Source organism: Massilia sp. W12 (assembly GCF_037300705.1).
Taxonomy (GTDB): domain Bacteria; phylum Pseudomonadota; class Gammaproteobacteria; order Burkholderiales; family Burkholderiaceae_D; genus JACPVY01.
In genome coordinates this window covers 2,987,376-3,006,767 of sequence record NZ_CP147776.1, presented here as the reverse complement: position 1 = coordinate 3,006,767, position 19,392 = coordinate 2,987,376, and the positions used below count along the sequence as shown (strand labels likewise).

At 57.7% G+C, this 19,392-nt stretch carries 12 protein-coding genes; 8 read left to right on the top strand and 4 right to left on the bottom strand.

All coding sequences use genetic code 11. From position 1 onward, the window contains the following. The first annotated feature begins 3 nt into the window (after positions 1 to 3). Entirely contained in the window at positions 4 to 1,110 is a 1,107-nt protein-coding gene (locus V8J88_RS11975) for a glycosyltransferase family 1 protein (protein ID WP_338849767.1), read from the top strand. On the opposite strand, the gene V8J88_RS11970 is transcribed toward V8J88_RS11975, so the two are convergent. The 4 genes from V8J88_RS11970 to ppk1 all read right to left on the bottom strand — a co-directional run bounded on the left by V8J88_RS11970 (position 1,111) and on the right by ppk1 (position 12,074). Next, entirely contained in the window at positions 1,111 to 6,591 is a 5,481-nt protein-coding gene (locus V8J88_RS11970) for a CHAT domain-containing protein (protein WP_338849766.1), read from the bottom strand. It abuts the gene before it with no gap. Between the two features lie 83 nt (positions 6,592 to 6,674). Beyond that, a complete protein-coding gene (locus V8J88_RS11965; protein ID WP_338849765.1) occupies positions 6,675 to 8,558 on the bottom strand; it encodes a tetratricopeptide repeat protein in 1,884 nt (627 codons plus the stop codon). A gap of 960 nt (positions 8,559 to 9,518) precedes the next feature. After that, complete coding sequence (locus V8J88_RS11960; protein ID WP_338849764.1) at positions 9,519 to 9,986, bottom strand: histidine phosphatase family protein; 468 nt, start codon at positions 9,984 to 9,986, stop codon at positions 9,519 to 9,521. 15 nt (positions 9,987 to 10,001) lie between these two features. Next, positions 10,002 to 12,074 (bottom strand): polyphosphate kinase 1, encoded by a 2,073-nt coding sequence (gene ppk1, locus V8J88_RS11955; RefSeq protein WP_338849763.1) that lies wholly within the window; start codon positions 12,072 to 12,074, stop codon positions 10,002 to 10,004. A gap of 610 nt (positions 12,075 to 12,684) precedes the next feature. Here ppk1 and pstS point away from each other — a divergent pair. The 7 genes from pstS (at position 12,685) to phoR (ending at position 19,338) form a co-directional block, all read left to right on the top strand. Further along, on the top strand, positions 12,685 to 13,728 hold the full coding sequence (pstS, locus tag V8J88_RS11950) for a phosphate ABC transporter substrate-binding protein PstS (RefSeq protein WP_338849762.1): 1,044 nt from the start codon (positions 12,685 to 12,687) through the stop codon (positions 13,726 to 13,728). Positions 13,729 to 13,899: 171 nt separating this feature from the next. Then, a complete protein-coding gene (gene pstC / locus V8J88_RS11945; RefSeq protein WP_338849876.1) occupies positions 13,900 to 14,844 on the top strand; it encodes a phosphate ABC transporter permease subunit PstC in 945 nt (314 codons plus the stop codon). Further along, complete coding sequence (pstA, locus tag V8J88_RS11940; protein ID WP_338849761.1) at positions 14,841 to 15,707, top strand: phosphate ABC transporter permease PstA; 867 nt, start codon at positions 14,841 to 14,843, stop codon at positions 15,705 to 15,707. The genes pstC and pstA overlap by 4 nt, the downstream gene beginning before the upstream one ends. Before the next feature lie 13 nt (positions 15,708 to 15,720). Beyond that, positions 15,721 to 16,503 (top strand): phosphate ABC transporter ATP-binding protein PstB, encoded by a 783-nt coding sequence (gene pstB, locus V8J88_RS11935; protein ID WP_338849760.1) that lies wholly within the window; start codon positions 15,721 to 15,723, stop codon positions 16,501 to 16,503. Positions 16,504 to 16,531: 28 nt separating this feature from the next. After that, entirely contained in the window at positions 16,532 to 17,254 is a 723-nt protein-coding gene (gene phoU, locus V8J88_RS11930) for a phosphate signaling complex protein PhoU (protein WP_338849759.1), read from the top strand. Between the two features lie 73 nt (positions 17,255 to 17,327). After that, positions 17,328 to 18,017 (top strand): phosphate regulon transcriptional regulator PhoB, encoded by a 690-nt coding sequence (gene phoB / locus V8J88_RS11925; protein WP_338849758.1) that lies wholly within the window; start codon positions 17,328 to 17,330, stop codon positions 18,015 to 18,017. 7 nt (positions 18,018 to 18,024) lie between these two features. Next, positions 18,025 to 19,338, top strand: a complete 1,314-nt coding sequence (phoR, locus tag V8J88_RS11920) for a phosphate regulon sensor histidine kinase PhoR (protein ID WP_338849757.1) — start codon at positions 18,025 to 18,027, stop codon at positions 19,336 to 19,338. Positions 19,339 to 19,392 lie beyond the last annotated feature (54 nt).

The following is a 19,392-nucleotide window of genomic DNA, read 5'->3' as shown; positions in this document are numbered from 1 at the left end:
GCGATGGCTTTGCCGCAGCACAAAATGCGCATTGCGCTGGTGACAGACACCTGGGCGCCGGCGGTAAACGGCGTGGTGATGACATTGCAAGCCACCTGCAAAGGCTTGCAACAGCGCGGGCATGAGGTGGAAGTCATCGGCCCGCAGGGCATGAAAAGCATTTGCTGGCCGGGTTTTTCCGACGTGCCCTTAGCCTTGCATGCCAGCGCGCGCGTGGAGCAGAGCTTGCAGACGTTCGCCCCGGATCTGATCCATATCGCCACCGAAGGCCCGCTGGGTTTGGCGGCGCGCCGCTATTGTTTGCAAAACCGGCTGCAGTTCAGCACCGCATACCATACCCGTTTTCCGGAATATTTATGGCAGCGCGCGCGCGTGCCGCTGGCCCTGACTTACCGCTGGCTGCGCTGGTTTCACGGCCCGGCGCAAGCGGTCTTGGTCAGCAGCGAAAGGATGCGCCAGGTTTTGCAGGCGCGCGGCTTCGCCAATCTCTGTTTGTGGGGACGCGGCGTGGATACCGCTTTATTCAGCCCGGATGAAGTCGGACGCCGCGCCTGCTGCCATATCGTGCAGGACAGCGGCTGTGGCAAGGGACATGATCCGGTCTTTATGTATGTCGGGCGGGTGGCGGCGGAAAAAAATCTGCCGGCTTTTTTGTCGCTCGATCTGCCGGGCCGCAAATGGGTGGTCGGCGATGGCCCGGCGCGCGCGCAATTGGAACAGCGTTTTCCGCAAGTGCGCTTTGTCGGTATGCGCGCACATCATGAATTGCCGGCCTGGCTTAATTGCGCTGATGTGTTTGTGTTTCCCAGTCAAACCGACACGCTGGGCCTGGTGATGTTGGAAGCGATGGCGTGCGGCGTGCCGGTGGCCGCCTTTCCGGTCGCAGGGCCGCTGGATGTGGTGCAGCAGGGCGTGTCCGGCATGCTGGATATGGATTTAAGGCAAGCCGCCCTGTCTGCACTGGATTTGCCGCGCGCGCAAGTGCGCGCCCATGCCCTGCAATTCGGCTGGGAGGCGACGGTGACGCAGTTTTTGCAACACTGCCCGCCGCGCCAATCCCAGTCTGCGCGCGCGCCGGCCATACCGGTCGCGCTGCAGTCGCGCATCTGATCAGGCGTCGAGCATCGCGGCGACACACTCACAGATTTTTTCCAGCGCGTTTTGCTCGGCGCGCAAGGCTTCATCATTGCGTTGCAATTGGTCGTTGCGCCAATCCCAGATTTCTTTGAGAAATTGCAGATTGTCTTGCAAGGAGGCCATCTCGCGCCGGCTGGCCCCCGGCTGGCGCGCCAGTTGCAAGGCTTTGATGATTTGCTCGCAGTGTTTTGGCAATTGTCCGTTCGCCAGCGATTTGATCAACAAGCTTTGCGGCAGTGCGCTGGCGGCCCAGAAGTCCGGCGCGCTGCGGTTGCTTTCTTTTTCCCGGTTGTAAATTTCATCGCAACTGGCGGCGATGCGCCGCACTTCGCTTTGTGGCAAAGGCAGTTCCGGCGCCATTAAAACATCCAGCATCAACAGGCACAGCGTTGGATGTTGTGAGGACAGCTTGCGCGCTTGTCCCTCGACTTGGGCTTTGGCGTAATAGCTGCGCATGGTTTGCAGCAAGGCTTCGCGTTCACTCGCCGCCGCGCACACCAGGGCGCGCCGCTTGGCGGTTGAGGCCAGCATCACATAGCGCTCCATGGTCGGGCCGAAATCGAGCAAACGCGTCAATTCCGCTTCCGCTGTCGCCAGTTTTTCCAGGCTCTGCAGGCGCACATCTTCCAGATTGTCCGCATTGTTGGCGCAGGCTTGATTAAATTGCTGCAACGCCAGGCGCGCCTTGAAATTGGCGCGCTGCTCCAGCGCGCTCACCGGCAAGGTGGCGCTGTCCGCCGCCAGGGCTTGTTCCAGCATGTCCAGCGCTTTCGCGAAGTTCTGCAATTCGCCCCAGGCCAGGCCAAGCGCGGTGGCGATATCGGCGCGTTTGAGCCAGTTTTCTTCCAGTCCCGGCGGGATGCGCTTGAGCACGGCATCGACATGGCGCGCTTGCGCATGGCCGAAGCGGGCGCGCTGGCCCAGATTATCCAATTCCAGCTTCATTTCCTGCGGCGAAAGAAAATCCGGGACATGCTGGCGACGGCTTAAATTGTCATCGGCGCGCAAACGGAAATCCGGATCGCCATAACACTGATACGCGCCCCAGGTGTTGACTTGCGGGAAATTGGTGTGAATATGCTTGCGCGCCAGTTTCACCGCCTGGCCGAACGGCTCGCCGTCGAGCATGGCGTCATAAAAACGCTCGGCGAAGGCGCAAGCCGCGCTGTCATCCACTTCCCAGCCGGCGGCCACCACGGCGCGCACCCCCATGCGGATGAACTGCGCCGCCAGATTCGCCGCCAGTCCATTGTGTTCCAGCTTGCGGCCTGTGGTTTGTCCCAGATGGCAGCAGTTGATAAACACCAGATCCGGCACATGGCGCATTTGCTCAATATCTGCGGCGGTAAGCAAAATTCCATCGCCGATCACCATGCCGGAGAGTGTGCTGTTTTGCGCCGGCAGCGGTTGCAGACAGCTTTCGCAATCGCCTTGCGCGCTGTGGCTGATGGCGAATTCATGCACCCCGTGTCCGGCCAGATGCAAAATGCGGTAGGCGTCGGCGTGCAGCGCAATCATGATGTCTTGCGCATTGCAGTCGATTTTATGTTCGACATCAATCCCGCGCCGCTTATTGAAGAGGGAGGCGACGCGCTGCGCTTCATTGCGCGCGCCGGGCAGGTCGGTCAGCGCTTTGCCATTTAAACGGCAATTCGCCGGATTGCCCACCACCAGCGCGCGCCGGCTTGCGCCGTCGGACACCTGACTGCGGAAATCCACCGTTTTCAATTGCCGGATCAGGCCGGCGGCCACTGCCGGCGGTTCGGCCTCAGCGCCGTTCCAGCGGTCTTCCATCATTTCCCAGGGGAACCAGGCGCTTTCCTCATCCAGCACCAGCACCAGATCCTGGCGGTCAGGCGCGAATTCTTTGAGCCGGTTGGGGATCAGCATTTCAAACAGGGTGCGCGAAATTTCCTGATTGCGTGCGCTGCCATGTGTCGCTTCGCGCACAAATTGGCGCGCCAATTGCATCTGTCCGGCGATTAAGGATTGTTCAGCGCGCGCGCGTTTGGTCAGGGCCACATAGCGCAATTCCTGGCGCTTGGCGTCAAAGCTGATTTCCGTGCGCTGCCACCAGCTTTGCGCCTCTTCATAACGCGCCCGGTAATAGCCGCTGCCGCTATCGATCACCTGCGCTTCATTCCATTGAAATTCAGCGCGCAATTCCGGGTCCAGCATGACGCTGTGCAAGGCGTCCGCCGCGCTTAAGGCGACATCGTGGAACAGTTCGACGATTTCAATTTTGGCGATGCGGCTTTTTTGCGGTCTGCCGGCGGCTAAGCGCTGGTTGGCTTTTTTCACGCTGCGCAAGATCACGCTGACCGAATCCTGCACCGAAATGCCGCCCGCGCCGGTGCCGATCAGCAGGAAGGAAAGCGCGGTTTGGGTCACGCCTTGCTGGACTTCAAATAATTGCTCTTCTTTGGGCAAGAGCTGGCGCGCTTGCAAATTCGCCGCTTGCAAGGCGAAATCGACCAGCGCGGAAGACAAGCCGGCTTCCAGCGTGCCCACGCTCAATTCGCCGACCTTGCCCAGCCCCACCACCAGCGCGCCGCCGGGCCGCATCTGCGGCGCCGGTGCGATAAACGCATGCCAGGTGTTGCAGCGCCCCGGGTACACGCCCATGCGCAGGCGCTCGCGCAATGCGCCGTCCAATTTCTGATCCAGACTGCTTTCCGCGCTGACAATGGTGTCGCCCTGATAGTGCCCGACCACTACCGGATACAAGGCGTAGGCCAGATCGCCGTGGCGCACGTTGACGCTGATTTTTTGCGTTTTGAGGTTGGCGGCTTGGCGCCGCTTCACGCGGCCTGAGCTGCCGCCGAAATTGTCTAAGGTGGCTTGATAGTGCATGTGATCCGGCGCAATCTTTTCGCGCGGCCCGGTGTGCTCTGCGCTGCGGGTTTGCGGCTCTTCACTCAATAGCACGCGGGTTTTGCCTTCACGCGCCAATTCCAGATAAGCAGGGAAGAATTGTGCGCAATTCAAGAGCTGGTCGTGTCCCACATCCGGCACATAGTAGGCCGGAATGCCGGGCAGCATGCCTAAATCCCAAGGCACTGTGCCATCGCCGCGCGCGGTCGAGTAAAACACGATTTCCTGCGTATTGCCGCCAAACAGGCTGTCGCTTTTTTCCAGCGCCATGGCGTAAGGGGTGTGGCTGTCCTGCCCGGCCAGATAGATGGTGTTGGCCGGGTTCAGCCGCGCACGCGCCAAGGCTTCGCGGGTTTTGCGTGCGCGCGCCAGGCATTCCGGCTCAGGCAGCGGCCAGTTGCCGCCGCTCTCGCGCCGCAGCTGTTCCCAAGTGGCCGGATCGGTGAAGTCGTATTGGTTGTCGCGCATCGGCAGCAAATCGGTGCTGCTGGCGTATTGGTTGATGATGCGCTGGATTTCTTCGGTGTCGTGGCTCAGATCCAATAAACCCAGCCAGCCCGGCAATTGGTGCTGGCCGACGATCATGCGCACCGATTGGTATGAGCCGAGGTTGGGCGTGCCCAGCATGATCAGGCGGAAGCCTGGCAGGTCGTTTAATTCATTCCACAAAGGGCTGTAGAGCGCGGATAACTGGCGCACCACCATCCCGCCCAGCGAGTGGGCGAAGATGCGCAGGGCTTGCCCGCTTTGTTTGAGCTGCGGAGCCAGCGGTTTGAGATATTCATGCAGCAAGCGTGCATTTTCAGCTTGCGCCAGACGCCAGTCATACGGCCAGACCAGCACTTCATGGCTGTTTTGCATGAAGTTGATAAAGTCGCCATAGTATGTCGCCAAGGCTTCGCCGGCTTTGACATCGGGCGCGTCCATGCGTAAATCGCCCATGCCGCCGCCGGCCAATTGCACCATATCCAGCCAAACCCGGTTATTGCGCGATTGCAAGTGGCTCGCCATCAAGCCCGGGATCAAAAGCAAGACCGGGCGTTTGCCATCAAGCGCGGCCGGGGCCACGCCGCGCACCGGGGCTTCGCGTTGCTCTTCCATGATGGGCGTGAATTGCTGCCACAGCACATCATCGCGTTGCAATGCGGCTAATAAACCGCGCACCGTGCGCGGGTTTTTGAAATAGTTGAAATGATTCACTTCGCGCCCGGCGTCAAACAGCGCGCGCGCTGTGCCGGCCGGGCGCCGCATGCCGCCGTACATTGAGCCGGTATTGACCACCAGATCGTGGCGGCTGGCAAAAAAGCGGTCGCTTAACATCATCGCCAGCCATGCAAAACCGCTCGCATTTTCAATATCGCCGGCGATTACCGCCAGATCGGACTGGCTGTGCATGGCCGGATGATTGAGCAGGCGTTGCAGGGCCGAGCCTGGCATCATCGCTTCGGTACCCGGCAGGGTGCGCGGATCGGTGCGCTCTTTGATGACGGCCAGCAAGAACGCCAGCAAATTGTCGGCAAACAGATTTTGCATGCCGAGCAAGGCGACGCTGCGAATCACTGACAGCCAGCGGTCCAGCCGGCCCGAGGCCAGGGTGGTGCCCAGGGCAGGGCAGGCCACGCGCACAAAGCGCGTAATGCGCAGGCGTTTTTGCTGCAAAACCTGGAATAATTCCTGCAAATCGCGCCATTGTTGCTGATAGCCGTTTGCCACACTGTCCAACGGCTGCCAACCCCAGTTGGTGGCGATATTGCGGTCGCGCGCAAACAGGCTGGCGGCATCAGGCGGCAGCGCTTGCGCTTGCGCCAGACAGAGCAGTTCGCCCAAAAGCCCGCCTTGCGAGTGGCTGACCACATGCAATTCCGCGCCGTCCGGCAAGGCTTTGGCCAGCGCCAGCGTGTTTTCAATCGGCCCGCGTGTGATTGACAGATATTCCCAGGCCAGGCAGCGCGCGCCGTAGCGGGCGTGCAGCACATGCGCAGCAGGGGCGGCGACATCGCCTTGCCATAAACCGGCGAAACTGCCGGCGGTGGAGGAGGCGGTGCCGTGGATAAACAGCAGAATCGGCCCGCCATCCTGGACTGCCGGCGCAATCGTTTCCTGCAACACCGGATCATTTGCGCCCAGATCCAATTGGAATAAACCGGCTTTGCGCAGACTCAGATTGCGCAACTCGACCCAGCCGGCCAGATTGCGCGCGCTGCTTTCTTTTAAATCAAAACGCAGACTGTCCAAGGCCTTGATTTGCACTTCGCCACGGCTTTTGCGCGGCGCGGCGCGCGTCACATCCAGCTCGCACACCAGGCTCTCCTGTTTGGCCTGCATCTCCTGCGGCTGGCCGGTGTGCATCAATTGCGCCGCTTCTTCGGCGCGCATCCACCATTCCACCCCGTCTTGCAGGCGGACGCATACCGCATCATCCGGCCTGAGGGCGATTTCCTGGGTATTGCTGGCGCTGCGGTGTTGTGACAGCCGATGGCTGGAGCTGGCTTGAACTTCAATGCCGCAACCTGCCTGCAAGGCGTCGAATGAGGGGGATATATCGAATTCACCGGCAAAGCGGAATGTGATTTGGCTCATTTTTTCAATAGGGGTAAGCAGACTGGGCCGTAGATGCGGCCGGGATGGGCAGGGCAGACAACAGGCGGCAAGCGCCGCCTGCATCAGTGTAACAGGGTGGAGGCTGGCATGGTGAATGCTTCATGCGCCGCACCATTCACATAAGGTAAAAAATCTTGCAGTAATTGGGCGATTTGGGCTTGCTGTTCGCATACCCGGTTTAATGGCGTGGTCAAGAGCCAGGCCAGACTGTCGTGAAAAACCTGGCTGGCCGCGCCTGCGTTTTCCAGTTCACACCAGATGCACATCAAATCATAGGCGGCGATCGTGGTTTCGACATGGCGCGCGCCGAACAGCGATTTGCGCACCGCATGCACTTTTTCCAGCCAGGAAGCGGCTTGTTTGAGTTTGTTTTGCGCAAACAGATTGCCGGCCAGCAAATCCATCATGGCTTGCGTGCGCCAGTCGCATTCGCCAAACAGACGCAGATGGATTTGCACCAATTCCTGCAACAGCGCTTCCACTTCCGGCGTGGCCGGCACCTGACTTAATGAGTGCGCCAGATTGTGCATCACCGCCAGCACTTGCGGATGGGCGTCGCCTAAGGCGCGGCGCAAAATTGACAGCGCCTGCTGTTCCAGCTCAATCGCCGCCAGATGCTGGCCGCGCAGGGCGAACAGGCGCGCCAGATTATTCAGATAAATCGAGGTTTGCGGCGCGCTTTCGCCTAAGTGCTGACGCGCCATCGAGAGTGCGGAAAAGAGGAGTTGCTGCGCCTCATCCAGCCGGCCCTGGGTTTTCAGGTTTTGCGCCAGCAGATTCTGGCAATCCAGCGCTTCGGCGTCCGGGCTGCGGTTTTCGGTGCGCAAAGCCAGAATGCGGCGCAATAAGACTTCGCTCTCATGCAACTGATGCTGGTAATGCTGTTCCAGCAATTGCAATAAGAGCGCAGCCTGATCCGGGCTGTGTTTTTGCTGCGCCAGCAGGTATTCGAGATGGCTGGCGAACAGCGGCAGCAGCGCTTTTGGCAGTTTGGCGCTGGAGAGCACATCCTGAATGGTTTGTTGCGCGCAAAAAGCGTCATTCGGGTCGCCCAGGGCGCGCTGCAGATATTGGATGGAAGGCGAAAACTCCAGCGTCGGCCAGATCCCGCCTTCTGGATTGGCAAGCCCCCCGGCCTGACAGAACTGCAGATTGATCAATTCCTGCACCCTGGCTTGCCAGCTGGCGCTCTGGTCGCCTTGCAAAAAGAATTGCCAGGGCAGGGCTTGCGGGCCAAACCAGGCGAAAATGCCCAGCAAATGACGGGCGCCGGCAGACAGCGCGGATAAATTCAGTAAATAGGCATGCCGCAGGGCGCGCGGAATGCGGCTGCCTTCATGCGCCGGCGCGCGCGGATTGAGTTTGGCCACGCCTTTGAGCGCTTGCAGACAGGCGTTGCGCGCCTCGCTTTCCGACAAACCCTGTTGCCGGCGTGATTGCAGCCAAGCCTGCGCCAATTGCAATGCCTGGCTGTTGTGCGCCAGCGCGCAAGCGAGGCGGTCATTATCCGGCGCGATGGTCTGGTTTTCATGCAGACGCATCAGGCCGGCGTCCAGCGTTTGGCTGGGCCAGCTGGGCAGATTGGAGCAAAACAGAAAATGATTGGCGCGGTCTTGCAAACCGGATAACAGTTGCGGATCGCTGACATGTTCCACAATCAGCAGCAACTGCGCATGTTGATTGATCCAGTGTTGCAATTCCTGTTCGGGATCATGTTGCACCGCCAAGCCGAGTTTGACGCATTGCTGCTGACAGGACAGGCGGAATAATGGACGGCTGCTGGCGTCCAGCCATAATACCTGGCTGTAATTCTGTCGATACGTCTGCGCATATAACTGCGCTAATTGATATTGCTCGACTTCGGTGACGCCATCCGCCACCAGGGCCACCCTGGCATGTTGCGCAAATAAATTACGCAAAGCCACCACATTATTGCGTATGACCATATCCGCCTCGTCATCGTGCGTTGGCGCAACCCGCGCCTGTGGCAACACAGCAGAAAACAATAGCGCACCCTGTTTTCTCCGGTTTCCTCTTATTTACCGGCTGCAAGCGTTTCAGCGCTGCAAGCAAGCCGCCAGCCGGCGCACGCGGGTTGTGGTGCGCGCCGGCTACTGTGCTGCTTTGATCGATGGGTACAGTTTGCAACTGTTCCTGGCTGTCATCGGAAAAAAAGCGGCACAGTTCGGGCGTTGATGATGTATTGTTGCGCAAACTTGGGCGTTTGCGGAGGTTTTATGAAAAAAAATTTGGAAATTGGCTTGACAGCGGCTTGAAAATATCAATCATTGCGGATTTCAGGGGATAATCATGCCACAATTCCATTACTTTTTTATCAAGTGATTTTCCGCATGGAAAAATAAATGGCAGAATATATGCTGATTTACGTTTTTTGCATGGCTATTTCAAAAATGAATTGCGGCAAAAAATATTTCAAATATTGAACATGTATTCAGCAATTAATTTTTCTGTTTTTATATTCTTTAATAGTGACTATTCTGCCCCCAAGGTATCTATTCCGGGGACTTTTCCCGTACCTATTCAGCCGCTGCGCTAACAATTCGGTCTTGTATGCCAAGCGGGGTGCAGCTTCATTGTGTGGAGCTTGTTGAACCACGGTTTTCCATGATCAGCCATGCCCTTCGACAGGCTCAAGGCGTATGGTTGCAAGGTTTGGCATTGCGGCGACTGAATAGTCACCGTATTTGAAGGTCTGCGGCCCGTCTGTCTATCCCTTTATTGATCCGCCGTTGTCGGAGCCGGGTCAGCGCTACGCTTAACCCGGCCTGCCGTGATGGCTGGAATTCGGCTGAATAGTCACCTTTCGTCTTGTCTATTCAGGCCCCGATCCTCACGCTGTCAAGCCGCAGCCGGTCAATAAATTGATGCAGTTTTCCATCGCGCGCTCACTTGGCGCACATCTCCGCGCCCAGCAAGGCTTTGATCCAGGTTTGCAGCTTGCCTTCGCGTTCGCGCTGGCTGATCCAGCAGATATAGCCTTTGCGTAATTCAAACTCTTGATCCTGCCCTTGCACCAGGGTCGCAATCAGGCGGCCCAGGGTGGGTTGGTGGCCGACGATCAACACGCATTCGCGGCTGTTGGGCCAGTTGGCGGCTTCCAGCAGGTGCAGCGGGTTGGCTTCAGGCCCCAGTTCCGGCAGCACTTTATATTTGCGCATCAAGGGCGCCACGGTTTGCAGGGTGCGCTTGGCCGGGCTGACTAAGATTTTGCAATTCTCCGGCAGTCTGGCGTCAAGCCATTGGGCCATGCGCGCGGCTTGCTTGACCCCTTTGGGCGAGAGCGGGCGCTCCAGATCGGCTAAGTCAGGGCCGCCATCGATGGCATGCGCATGGCGCCATAAAATCAACTCCATTCCTTCCTCTCTTGTTCAGCCTAATTGGCCCAGCATATTCATTAAATGATGGTGGGCGGAAAACGGGGCACGCTTGCCGCGCGGCTTTTTGCGATGGTAGCGCCCGTCGCTGTCGAGTTCCCAGGCGTTGTAATTGTCTTTCAGATAGGGCATCAAGCCTTCATTCAAGACGCGCCGTTTGAGATTTTTGTCCAGCACCGGGAAGGCCACTTCGATGCGGCGGAACAGATTGCGGCTCATCCAGTCCGCGCTGGCCAGATACATATCGTGTTTTAAATCGTTGCGGAAATAGTAGATGCGGCTGTGCTCCAAGAAACGCCCGACAATCGAGCGCACCCGGATGTTTTCCGATAAGCCGCGCACACCGGGGCGCAGGCTGCAGGCGCCACGGATGATCAAATCAATTTTCACGCCATCGCGCGAGGCGCCGTACAGCGCGCGGATCACAGATTCATCCACCAGGGCATTCATTTTGGCGATGATGTGGGCCGGTTTGCCAGCGCGCGCCAGCCGCGCCTCATTGCGGATGGCTTTGATGATCTCGCTTTGTAAATTGAATGGCGCTAACCAGAGGTGGTTGAATTTTTTCGGCTTGGTCAGGCTGGCCAGGTGAATAAAGACTTCATTGACTTCCTGCCCCAGTTCGCGCTTGGCGGTAAGCATGCCGAAGTCAGTGTAAAAGCGGGTGGTGGTGGGGTGGTAGTTGCCGGTGCCAAGGTGGGCGTAATAGCGCAATTGCTGTTCTTCGCGCCGGATCACCAGGGCCAGCTTGGCATGGGTTTTCAAGCCCACCACGCCATACACCACTTGCGCGCCGGCATGTTCCAGACGGTCGGCCCAGTTGATATTCGCTTCTTCATCAAAGCGCGCCTTGAGTTCAACCACCGCCAGCACTTCCTTGCCCATATGCACGGCGCGGATTAAGGCTTCCATTAATTGCGAATTCATGCCGGTGCGGTAAATGGTTTGCTTGATCGCCACCACATCCGGGTCGTTTGCCGCTTCATTGATGAAATCGACCACGGTGGAAAAACTTTGGAAAGGGTGGTGCAGCAAGATGTCTTGATGGCGTATGGCGGCAAACAGGTCTTGCCCATGCGCGCTCGCCAGACCGGGGGTGAAGGGGGCAAAGCGCAGGGCCGGTTGGCGCACCTGATCCACCAATTCCGACAGCCGCGCCAGATTCACAGGGCCGCTTACCGCATACAGGCGGCTGGGATCAAGCTGGAACTGGTCTAACAGGAAGTCGGATAGCTGCGGCGGGCAATTCATCGCCACTTCCAGCCGCACCGCCGCGCCAAACTGGCGGCCTTGCAGCTCGCCTTTCAAGGCCTGGCGCAGGTTTTTCACTTCTTCCTCATCCACCCACATATCGCTGTCGCGGGTGACGCGGAATTGTGAATAGGCGATCACTTCACGCCCGGCGAACAGCTCGGCGATGTGGGCGTGGATCACGGAAGACAGCAGGCAGAAGGAGGCGCCGTTGGGCGAGAGTTCATCCGGCAGGCGGATGATGCGCGGTAAAACGCGCGGCGCTTTCACAATCGCAATCCCGGTGCCGCGTCCGAAGGCGTCTTTGCCGCCCAGGGCGACGATGAAATTCAAGCTCTTATTCACCACTTGCGGGAAGGGGTGAGAGGGGTCTAAGCCGATGGGGGTCAGCAGCGGGCGCACTTCGCGTTCAAAGTAGCTGCGCACCCAGGCTCTTTGCGCATCATTGCGGTCGGAATTGCGCAGCAGGCGTATGCCTTGCCGGGCCAATTCCGGCAGCAGCTCTGCATTCAGCACCGCATATTGCTCGGCGACTAATTGATGACATTCCAGGCTGACGCGGTCTAAGGTGGCTTCAAAATCGGGGCGCTCTGAAATATGGTGCCCGCTGCCATTGCCGCGCGCTAACAAACTGGCGACGCGCACTTCAAAGAATTCATCCAGATTGCTGCTGACGATGCATAAAAAACGCAGGCGTTCGAGCAGGGGCAGGTTGACATCCTGCGCCTGCGCCAACACCCGCCGGTTGAAGGCTAACAGGGATAATTCACGGTCAAGAAATTCACGTTTATCATTACTGTCGAGTGGGAGATTCATATGGCGTATCTTTCTTTGTGATTGCCGCGCAGGAGCAGGCGCCGACGGCTGGCCGGCAGCGTTTGCCGGCCAGTTTCCCGGGACGCACCTGCAGCGTTGGCAAGGCATGCCGGCAAGATCAGGCGTTCTGATTCTACCCCCTGCAGCAATGATACGGTAGAGCAAGTTTATGACAGGAAGATGACGCGCCAATCCGGCAAGATTTGGCGCATATTTGTTGCGCAAGCGCTAAGTGGCCGGCTTGTCATAATTCTGTTTTACGGCGGTTTTTTGTCATTAATCTGTCATTTACAGGATGACATGATGCTTTTGCGATATGACTTTTGCGGAAAATGATTGTCTGCGGCAAGTTGGCTTGCTGTGTGGCAATAGATGTTCAGGGCTGTGCAAAGCGTGGCGTATTTTGTATTTGCGCTGCGTTTTTGCCACTTTTCTTGCCAGTTTGTCTATGCGCCAGGCTTGCCGTGGTGAAATATTTCAAGCTGTCATATTGCTGTCATATTCCCTGCTTACAGTGCGCAGCAGACGGCAGGCGCAAGCAGATTGCCCCCGTCGCCAGCATATGCAGCGCAGTGTAAGACAGCGCTGCTTACCTCAGACAAGGATTTTTATGCGACTCATCAATTATTTCAGCAGTTTTGTGGCAGGCGCCGCTCTGGTCATCTCCTCAGGGGCCGCTGCAGCGGATATTACCGGTGCGGGCGCAACTTTCCCGTATCCGATTTACGCCAAATGGGCGGAAAGCTATAAAGCCGCAAGCGGCGTGGGCTTGAATTATCAGTCCATCGGTTCCGGCGGCGGCATTAAACAGATCAAGGCCAAAACCGTGGATTTCGGCGCATCGGACATGCCTTTGAAGGCGGAAGATCTGGCTGCGGATGGCCTGGTGCAATTCCCGGCGGTGATGGGCGGCGTGGTGCCGGTGGTGAATCTGGAAGGCCTCACTGGCGGTCAGTTGAAGCTGACCGGTCAGGTGGTGGCGGATATCTATCTGGGCAAGATCACCAAATGGAATGCGGCGGAAATCACCGGTTTGAATCCGGGCGTCAAGCTGCCGGGTGACGATATCACTGTGGTGCACCGCGCTGACGGTTCCGGCACGACTTTCCTGTTCTCCGATTACCTGTCCAAAGTCAGCCCGGATTTCAAGTCCAAAGTCGGTTCCGGCACCGCCATCAAATGGCCGGTGGGCGTGGGCGGCAAGGGCAATGAAGGCGTGGCCGCAAACGTGCAGCGCATCCGTGGTTCGATTGGCTATGTGGAATACGCTTACGCCAAGAAAAACAAAATGCAATTCACCCAGATGAAGAACCGTGATGGCCAATGGGTGCAGCCGGATGATGAAACCTTCAAAGCCGCCGCCGCCGGCGCTGACTGGGCCAAGACCCCGGGCATGGCGGTGGTCTTGACCGACCAGCCGGGCAAATCTTCCTGGCCGATGACCGGCGCTTCCTTCATCCTGATGCACAAGGCGCAAGCCGATGGCGCCAAGGGCCGTGAAGTGTTGAAATTCTTCGACTGGGCTTTCAAAAATGGCGGCAAGCAAGCCACTGAGCTTGAATATGTGTCCATGCCGGCTGATGTGGTGAAGCTGGTGCAAGACAGCTGGAAGGCGAATATCAAAGACGCCGCCGGCAAAGCGGTTTGGCAATAATCCGCAGTTGTGCATGATCAGGCGCGCGCGGTTGGCGCCTGATCTTCCCTTTTTCGTCTGATGTAGCATCGTCTGATATTCCCAATGAACGTTTCCCAAGTTCCCGCAGCACTGGCGCCGGCTGCCGCGCCTGACAGGAATGCAAATCGCAGCACTTTAAGCGCACAGCAAATGCAGGCTGTGGTGCGCAAACAGCGTTGGCAGGATTTTGTTTTCCACAAATTCACGCTCCTGTTTGCCTTTTCCGTTTTGCTGGTGTTGCTGGGCATTCTGGCTTCGCTGATGATGGGGGCGGCCCCGGCTTTTCAAAAGTTCGGCATAGGCTTTATCTGGTCGGCTGAATGGGACCCGGTGCAAGAGCAATACGGCGCCTTGATTCCGATTGTCGGCACCCTGATTTCTTCCGCCATCGCGCTCCTGATCGCAGTGCCCACCAGTTTCGGCATTGCCTTGTTTTTAACCGAAATCTGCCCCAGCTGGCTGCGCCGCTCACTGGGCGTTGCGGTTGAGTTGTTGGCCGCTGTGCCTTCGATTATTTATGGTATGTGGGGGATGTTTGTGTTTGCCCCGCTGTTTGCGGAATATGTGCAGCCGGCTTTGAAAAACAGCCTCGGACAAGTGCCTGTGATCGGGCAATTGTTCACTGGCCCGATGATGGGCATCGGCATGCTGACCGCCGGCATTATTCTGGCCGTGATGATTATTCCCTTTATCGCCTCGGTGATGCGCGATGTGTTTGAAGTGGTGCCGCCAGTCTTGAAAGAATCGGCTTACGGTCTGGGCTGCACGCGCTGGGAAGTGGTGTATAAAGTCGTGCTGCCTTATACCCGCAATGGCGTGGTGGGCGGCATCATGCTGGGTCTCGGGCGCGCCCTGGGTGAAACCATGGCGGTCACGTTTGTGATCGGCAATGCGCACAAACTCGCCACCTCCTTGTTTGCGCCGGGGAATACAATCGCATCCACCCTGGCCAATGAATTTGCAGAAGCCCAATCGCCTGAACATGTGGCCGCCTTGACCGCGCTGGGTTTGATTCTGTTCTTGATTACCCTGGCTGTGCTCTCCATCGCCAAGCTGATGCTGGTGCGCATGTCAAAAAATGAAGGTGTGAAATGAGTCTGACTGCACGTTCGGATAATCCGGTGTACCGCCGCCGCCTGGTCTGGCATAAGATCGGCATTGCCTTTTCGGTGTTGGCGATGGTGTTCGGCCTCACCTTTTTGCTGTGGATTTTAGCCACCCTGTTTATCAAAGGCGCCGCCGGGATCACCCTGGCCACTTTCACCGAAACCACGCCGGCCCCGGGCAGTGAGGGCGGCGGTTTGAAAAACGCGATTGTCGGCAGTTTGATGATGGTCGGTTTAGCCACCCTGGTCACGACCCCGATCGGGATTTTGGCCGGCATCTATCTGGCTGAGTATGGCGACCGCAGCTGGTTTGGCAAACTCACCCGTTTCGTCACCGATATCATGCTCTCGGCCCCGTCGATCGTGATCGGCCTGTTTGTGTATGGCGTGTATGTGGTGAAAGTCGGCAACTTCGCCGGCTGGGCCGGCAGTATGGCGATTTCTCTGATTGCGATGCCGGTGATTGTGCGCACCACGGAAAATATGTTGCGCCTGGTGCCGACCGCTTTGCTGGAAGCCGCGTATGCCTTGGGCGCGCCGCATTGGAAGGTGAGCCTGATGGTGCGCCTGCGTGCCGTGAAGGCTGGCGTGGTCACTGGCGTCTTGCTGGCGGTGGCGCGCATTTCCGGCGAAACCGCGCCGCTTTTATTCACCGCCTTGAATAACCAGTTCATGAGCTGGGATATGAGCCAACCAATGGCCAACTTGCCGAATGTGATTTTCCAGTTCGCCATGAGCCCGTTTGATAATTGGCGCCAATTGGCCTGGGGCGGCGCTCTCTTGATCACCTTGAGCGTGTTGGGATTGAACATCCTCTCGCGCAGTCTGTTTTCACAAAAGAACCAACATTAAGCCTGGATTCGCAATGACCCACGCAAGCCAAACCACAGCGCAGAATGTGACGCTGGATGTATCGAAACTGAACTTTTTCTACGGTAAAACCCAAAGTCTGCACGATATCAATATGCAGATCTTTGAGCGCAAGGTGACGGCCTTCATCGGCCCCTCCGGCTGCGGCAAATCGACCCTGCTGCGCACCTTCAACCGTATGTATGACCTGTATCCGGGGCAAACAGCCGAAGGCAGCATTCTGTATCAGGGCGCGAATATTCTCGACAGCCGTCAGGACGTGAATATGCTGCGCGCCAAGATCGGCATGGTGTTCCAAAAGCCGACGCCGTTCCCGATGTCGGTGTATGACAACATCGCTTTCGGCGTGCGCCTGTATGAAAACCTGTCCAAGGGTGAAATGGATGAGCGGGTGGAATGGGCGCTGAAAAAAGCTGCGCTGTGGGGCGAAGTCAAAGATAAGCTCAATAAAAGCGGCTTATCGCTGTCCGGCGGCCAGCAGCAGCGTTTGTGCATCGCGCGCGGGGTGGCGGTCAAGCCGGAAGTGCTGTTATTAGACGAACCGACCTCGGCGCTGGACCCGATTTCCACGGTCAAGATTGAAGAACTGATTCATGAATTGAAGCAGGAATACACCATCGCCATCGTCACCCACAATATGCAGCAGGCGGCGCGCTGCTCGGACTACACTGCATTTATGTATCTGGGCAAGTTGATCGAGTTTGGTGAAACGGATCAGATTTTCATGCATCCGGCAAAAAAAGAAACTGAAGACTATATTACCGGGCGCTTTGGCTAAAGCCTGCCCTCACAGGAGAAGCAAGATCATGATGGGAGAACACTCCTCCAAACAATACGACCTGGATCTGGAATCGATACGCTCGCGCGTGCTGCTCATGGGCGGCATGGTGGAAACCCAGCTGCTCGACGCCACCACCGCGTTTCGCAGCGGCAATCTGGAGCGCGCCGACGCCGCCATCAAGGCGGATGCCCAGGTCAATCAGCTCGAAGTGCAACTTGATGAGGCGTGCAGCAATTTGATCGTCAAACGTCAGCCGGCGGCGAATGACTTGCGCGCGGTGATGGCGACCATCAAGATGATCAAGGATTTAGAGCGCATCGGCGATGAAGCCAGCAAAATCGCACGCACCGCAAAAGATTTGACCACCCGCAATAATGGCAATCTGATTAATCATTTTGCGATTGTGCGTATGGTGGCGGCGAATGCGGCGACCATGTTGCATGACGCGCTGGACGCTTTCGCCCGGCTCGATGCGCAAGCGGCAGTGCGCCTGATTGCGATGGATGATGAAATCGACCATGAGTATCGCGGCATCATGCGCAGCATGGTGACGTATATGATGGAAGATCCGCGCACGATTTCCGCCGCGCTGGACACCATGTGGGTGGCCAAATCCTTAGAGCGCATCGGCGACCATGCCAAAAACATCGCTGAGTATGTGATTTACGTGGTCGAGGGCAAAGATGTGCGCCATACCGACTACGCCGCAACCCGCCTGGGCAAGACAGCCGACAGCCAGTCTGCCTGATGCGTTTTGCCGCGCCGGCGCCGGCGCGGCATCTTCCTGCTAACATTCCTGTACCAAACTGTGGGCTGACATCATGGCTGTGGATAAAACCAATATTCTGATCGTCGAAGATGAGGCGGCGATTGTCGAATTGATCAGTTTTTCTTTGAAAGATGCCGGCTGGCACACCAGCGCAGTGCACAATGCAAACGATGCCTGGGAATATTTGCAACGCCGCAAACCGCAATTGATTTTGCTGGATTGGATGCTGCCCGATCAATCCGGTTTGCGCCTGCTCTCCAAAGTCCGCGCTGACCGTCAATTTAATGATATTCCGGTCATCATGCTCACAGCCAAGAGCATGGAAGAAGATAAAATCGCAGGCTTGAACGGCGGCGCGGATGATTACGTCACCAAACCCTTCAGTCCGCGTGAATTGCAGGCGCGGGTGCGCGCGCTGCTGCGCCGCAAAGCCCCGGAGCATGCGCAAAATGTGTTGCAAGTGGGCCGCGTCACGCTTGACCCGGTGGCCTGTAAGGTCTTGATGGACGAGCAGAAAATCGATATCGGCCACGCCGAATACAAACTGCTCAAATTCTTCATGGCCAACCCGGAGCGCGTATTCTCGCGCAGCCAGCTGCTCGATAAAGTCTGGGGCGACCATGTGGTGATTGAAGAGCGCACCGTGGATGTGCATGTTTTGCGCCTGCGCAAAGCGCTCAAAGATTGCGAGCATTTGATCAAAACCGTGCGCAGCATGGGCTATATGCTGTCCGAGAAATAAGGCATCAATGAATCCTAGAGTCGTGTTTTGGGCGCCGGTGGCGATTCGCGCTTTAGGCGCTTTGCTGGCAGCGCTGGCGTGCGGCTATTTTTGGGGCCGCACCGCTTTTTTTGTCTGCGCCTTGCTGCTGGCGCTGGGCGCGATTGCCCTGCAACTGCACTACCTGCGCCAACTCTCGTCCTGGCTGGATGAACCGGCCTCCGCCAAATTGCCGGATGGCTGGGGCGCATGGACCGGCATTTTTGCCCGCTTATACCGCCTGCGCCGCGACGACGAACGCAATCAGGCCGAGTTGTCGGAATGGCTGGCGCGCTTCCGCCAGGCCATGTATCTGCTGCCGGATGGCGTGGCGATTATGGACGATGTGCTGTTTCTGGAGTGGTGCAATCCGGCGGCGGAGCAACATCTGGGGCTGCAATATGAACGTGACGCCGGCATGCGCGTCACCAATCTGGTGCGTCATCCGGATTTCATTGATTACATCGTACTGGGGCGTTACGAACAACCCTTAATGCTCAGTCAGCGCGAACGCCGCCTGGTGGTGCATGTGATTCCGTTTGAAAACCGGCGTCAGATTCTGGTCACGCACGACATTACCGAACTCGACCGGATTGAACGCGTGCGGCGCGATTTTATCGCCAACGCCTCCCATGAATTGCGCACCCCGCTGACGGTGATTGTGGGCTTTTTGGAAATCGCTCTGGCGCAACCGGATCTGGATGAAAACGTGCGCCTGGCGCATCTGAAATTAATGACAGAACAGGCCAACCGCATGCAAAACCTGGTGGCCGATATGCTCACCTTGTCGCGCCTGGAATCTGTCGAACATACGCCGCGCTCTGAGCGCGTGCAAATGAGCGCGCTCTGTCAACAACTCTTGCAAGATGCGCAAGCTCTGTCGCAAGGGCGGCATCAAATCAGCCTGGAGTACGATGCGGCGGCCCCGGACTTGTGCGGCAGTCTGGAAGAATTGCACAGCGCGTTTGGCAATCTGGCCTCAAATGCGGTGCGCTACACCCAGGACGGCGGGCAGATTGTATTGCGCTGGACGCGCGACGGGGCAGGGGCCTGCTTTGCGGTGCAGGATAGCGGCATTGGCATCGAATACAAACATATCCCGCGTTTGACGGAGCGCTTTTACCGGGTTGATAAAGGACGCTCACGCGATTCGCAAGGCACCGGCCTGGGCTTGGCCATCGTCAAACACGTACTGTTGCGCCATCATGGCCAATTGCAGATTACCTCAGAACCCGGGCGCGGCTCCACATTTGCCGCCCGCTTTGATGTGGCTGCACTATGGCAGGATGGGGCAACTGAGTAATGCGGGACAGTTTGTGAAATCCGGGCGGCTGGTAAGTGCAGATAATCTGGGATA

Excerpts from the sequence above, each read along its gene's own strand:
- V8J88_RS11975 (WP_338849767.1), top strand. The coding sequence starts at position 4 with ATGGCTTTGCCGCAGCACAAAATGCGCATTGCGCTGGTGACAGACACC.
- phoB (WP_338849758.1), top strand. The coding sequence starts at position 17,328 with ATGGCTGTGGATAAAACCAATATTCTGATCGTCGAAGATGAGGCGGCG.
- pstB (WP_338849760.1), top strand. The coding sequence starts at position 15,721 with ATGACCCACGCAAGCCAAACCACAGCGCAGAATGTGACGCTGGATGTA.
- ppk1 (WP_338849763.1), bottom strand. The coding sequence starts at position 12,074 with ATGAATCTCCCACTCGACAGTAATGATAAACGTGAATTTCTTGACCGT.
- pstS (WP_338849762.1), top strand. The coding sequence starts at position 12,685 with ATGCGACTCATCAATTATTTCAGCAGTTTTGTGGCAGGCGCCGCTCTG.
- phoU (WP_338849759.1), top strand. The coding sequence starts at position 16,532 with ATGATGGGAGAACACTCCTCCAAACAATACGACCTGGATCTGGAATCG.
- phoR (WP_338849757.1), top strand. The coding sequence starts at position 18,025 with ATGAATCCTAGAGTCGTGTTTTGGGCGCCGGTGGCGATTCGCGCTTTA.
- V8J88_RS11970 (WP_338849766.1), bottom strand. The coding sequence starts at position 6,591 with ATGAGCCAAATCACATTCCGCTTTGCCGGTGAATTCGATATATCCCCC.
- pstC (WP_338849876.1), top strand. The coding sequence starts at position 13,900 with ATGCAGGCTGTGGTGCGCAAACAGCGTTGGCAGGATTTTGTTTTCCAC.
- V8J88_RS11960 (WP_338849764.1), bottom strand. The coding sequence starts at position 9,986 with ATGGAGTTGATTTTATGGCGCCATGCGCATGCCATCGATGGCGGCCCT.
- pstA (WP_338849761.1), top strand. The coding sequence starts at position 14,841 with ATGAGTCTGACTGCACGTTCGGATAATCCGGTGTACCGCCGCCGCCTG.
- V8J88_RS11965 (WP_338849765.1), bottom strand. The coding sequence starts at position 8,558 with ATGGTCATACGCAATAATGTGGTGGCTTTGCGTAATTTATTTGCGCAA.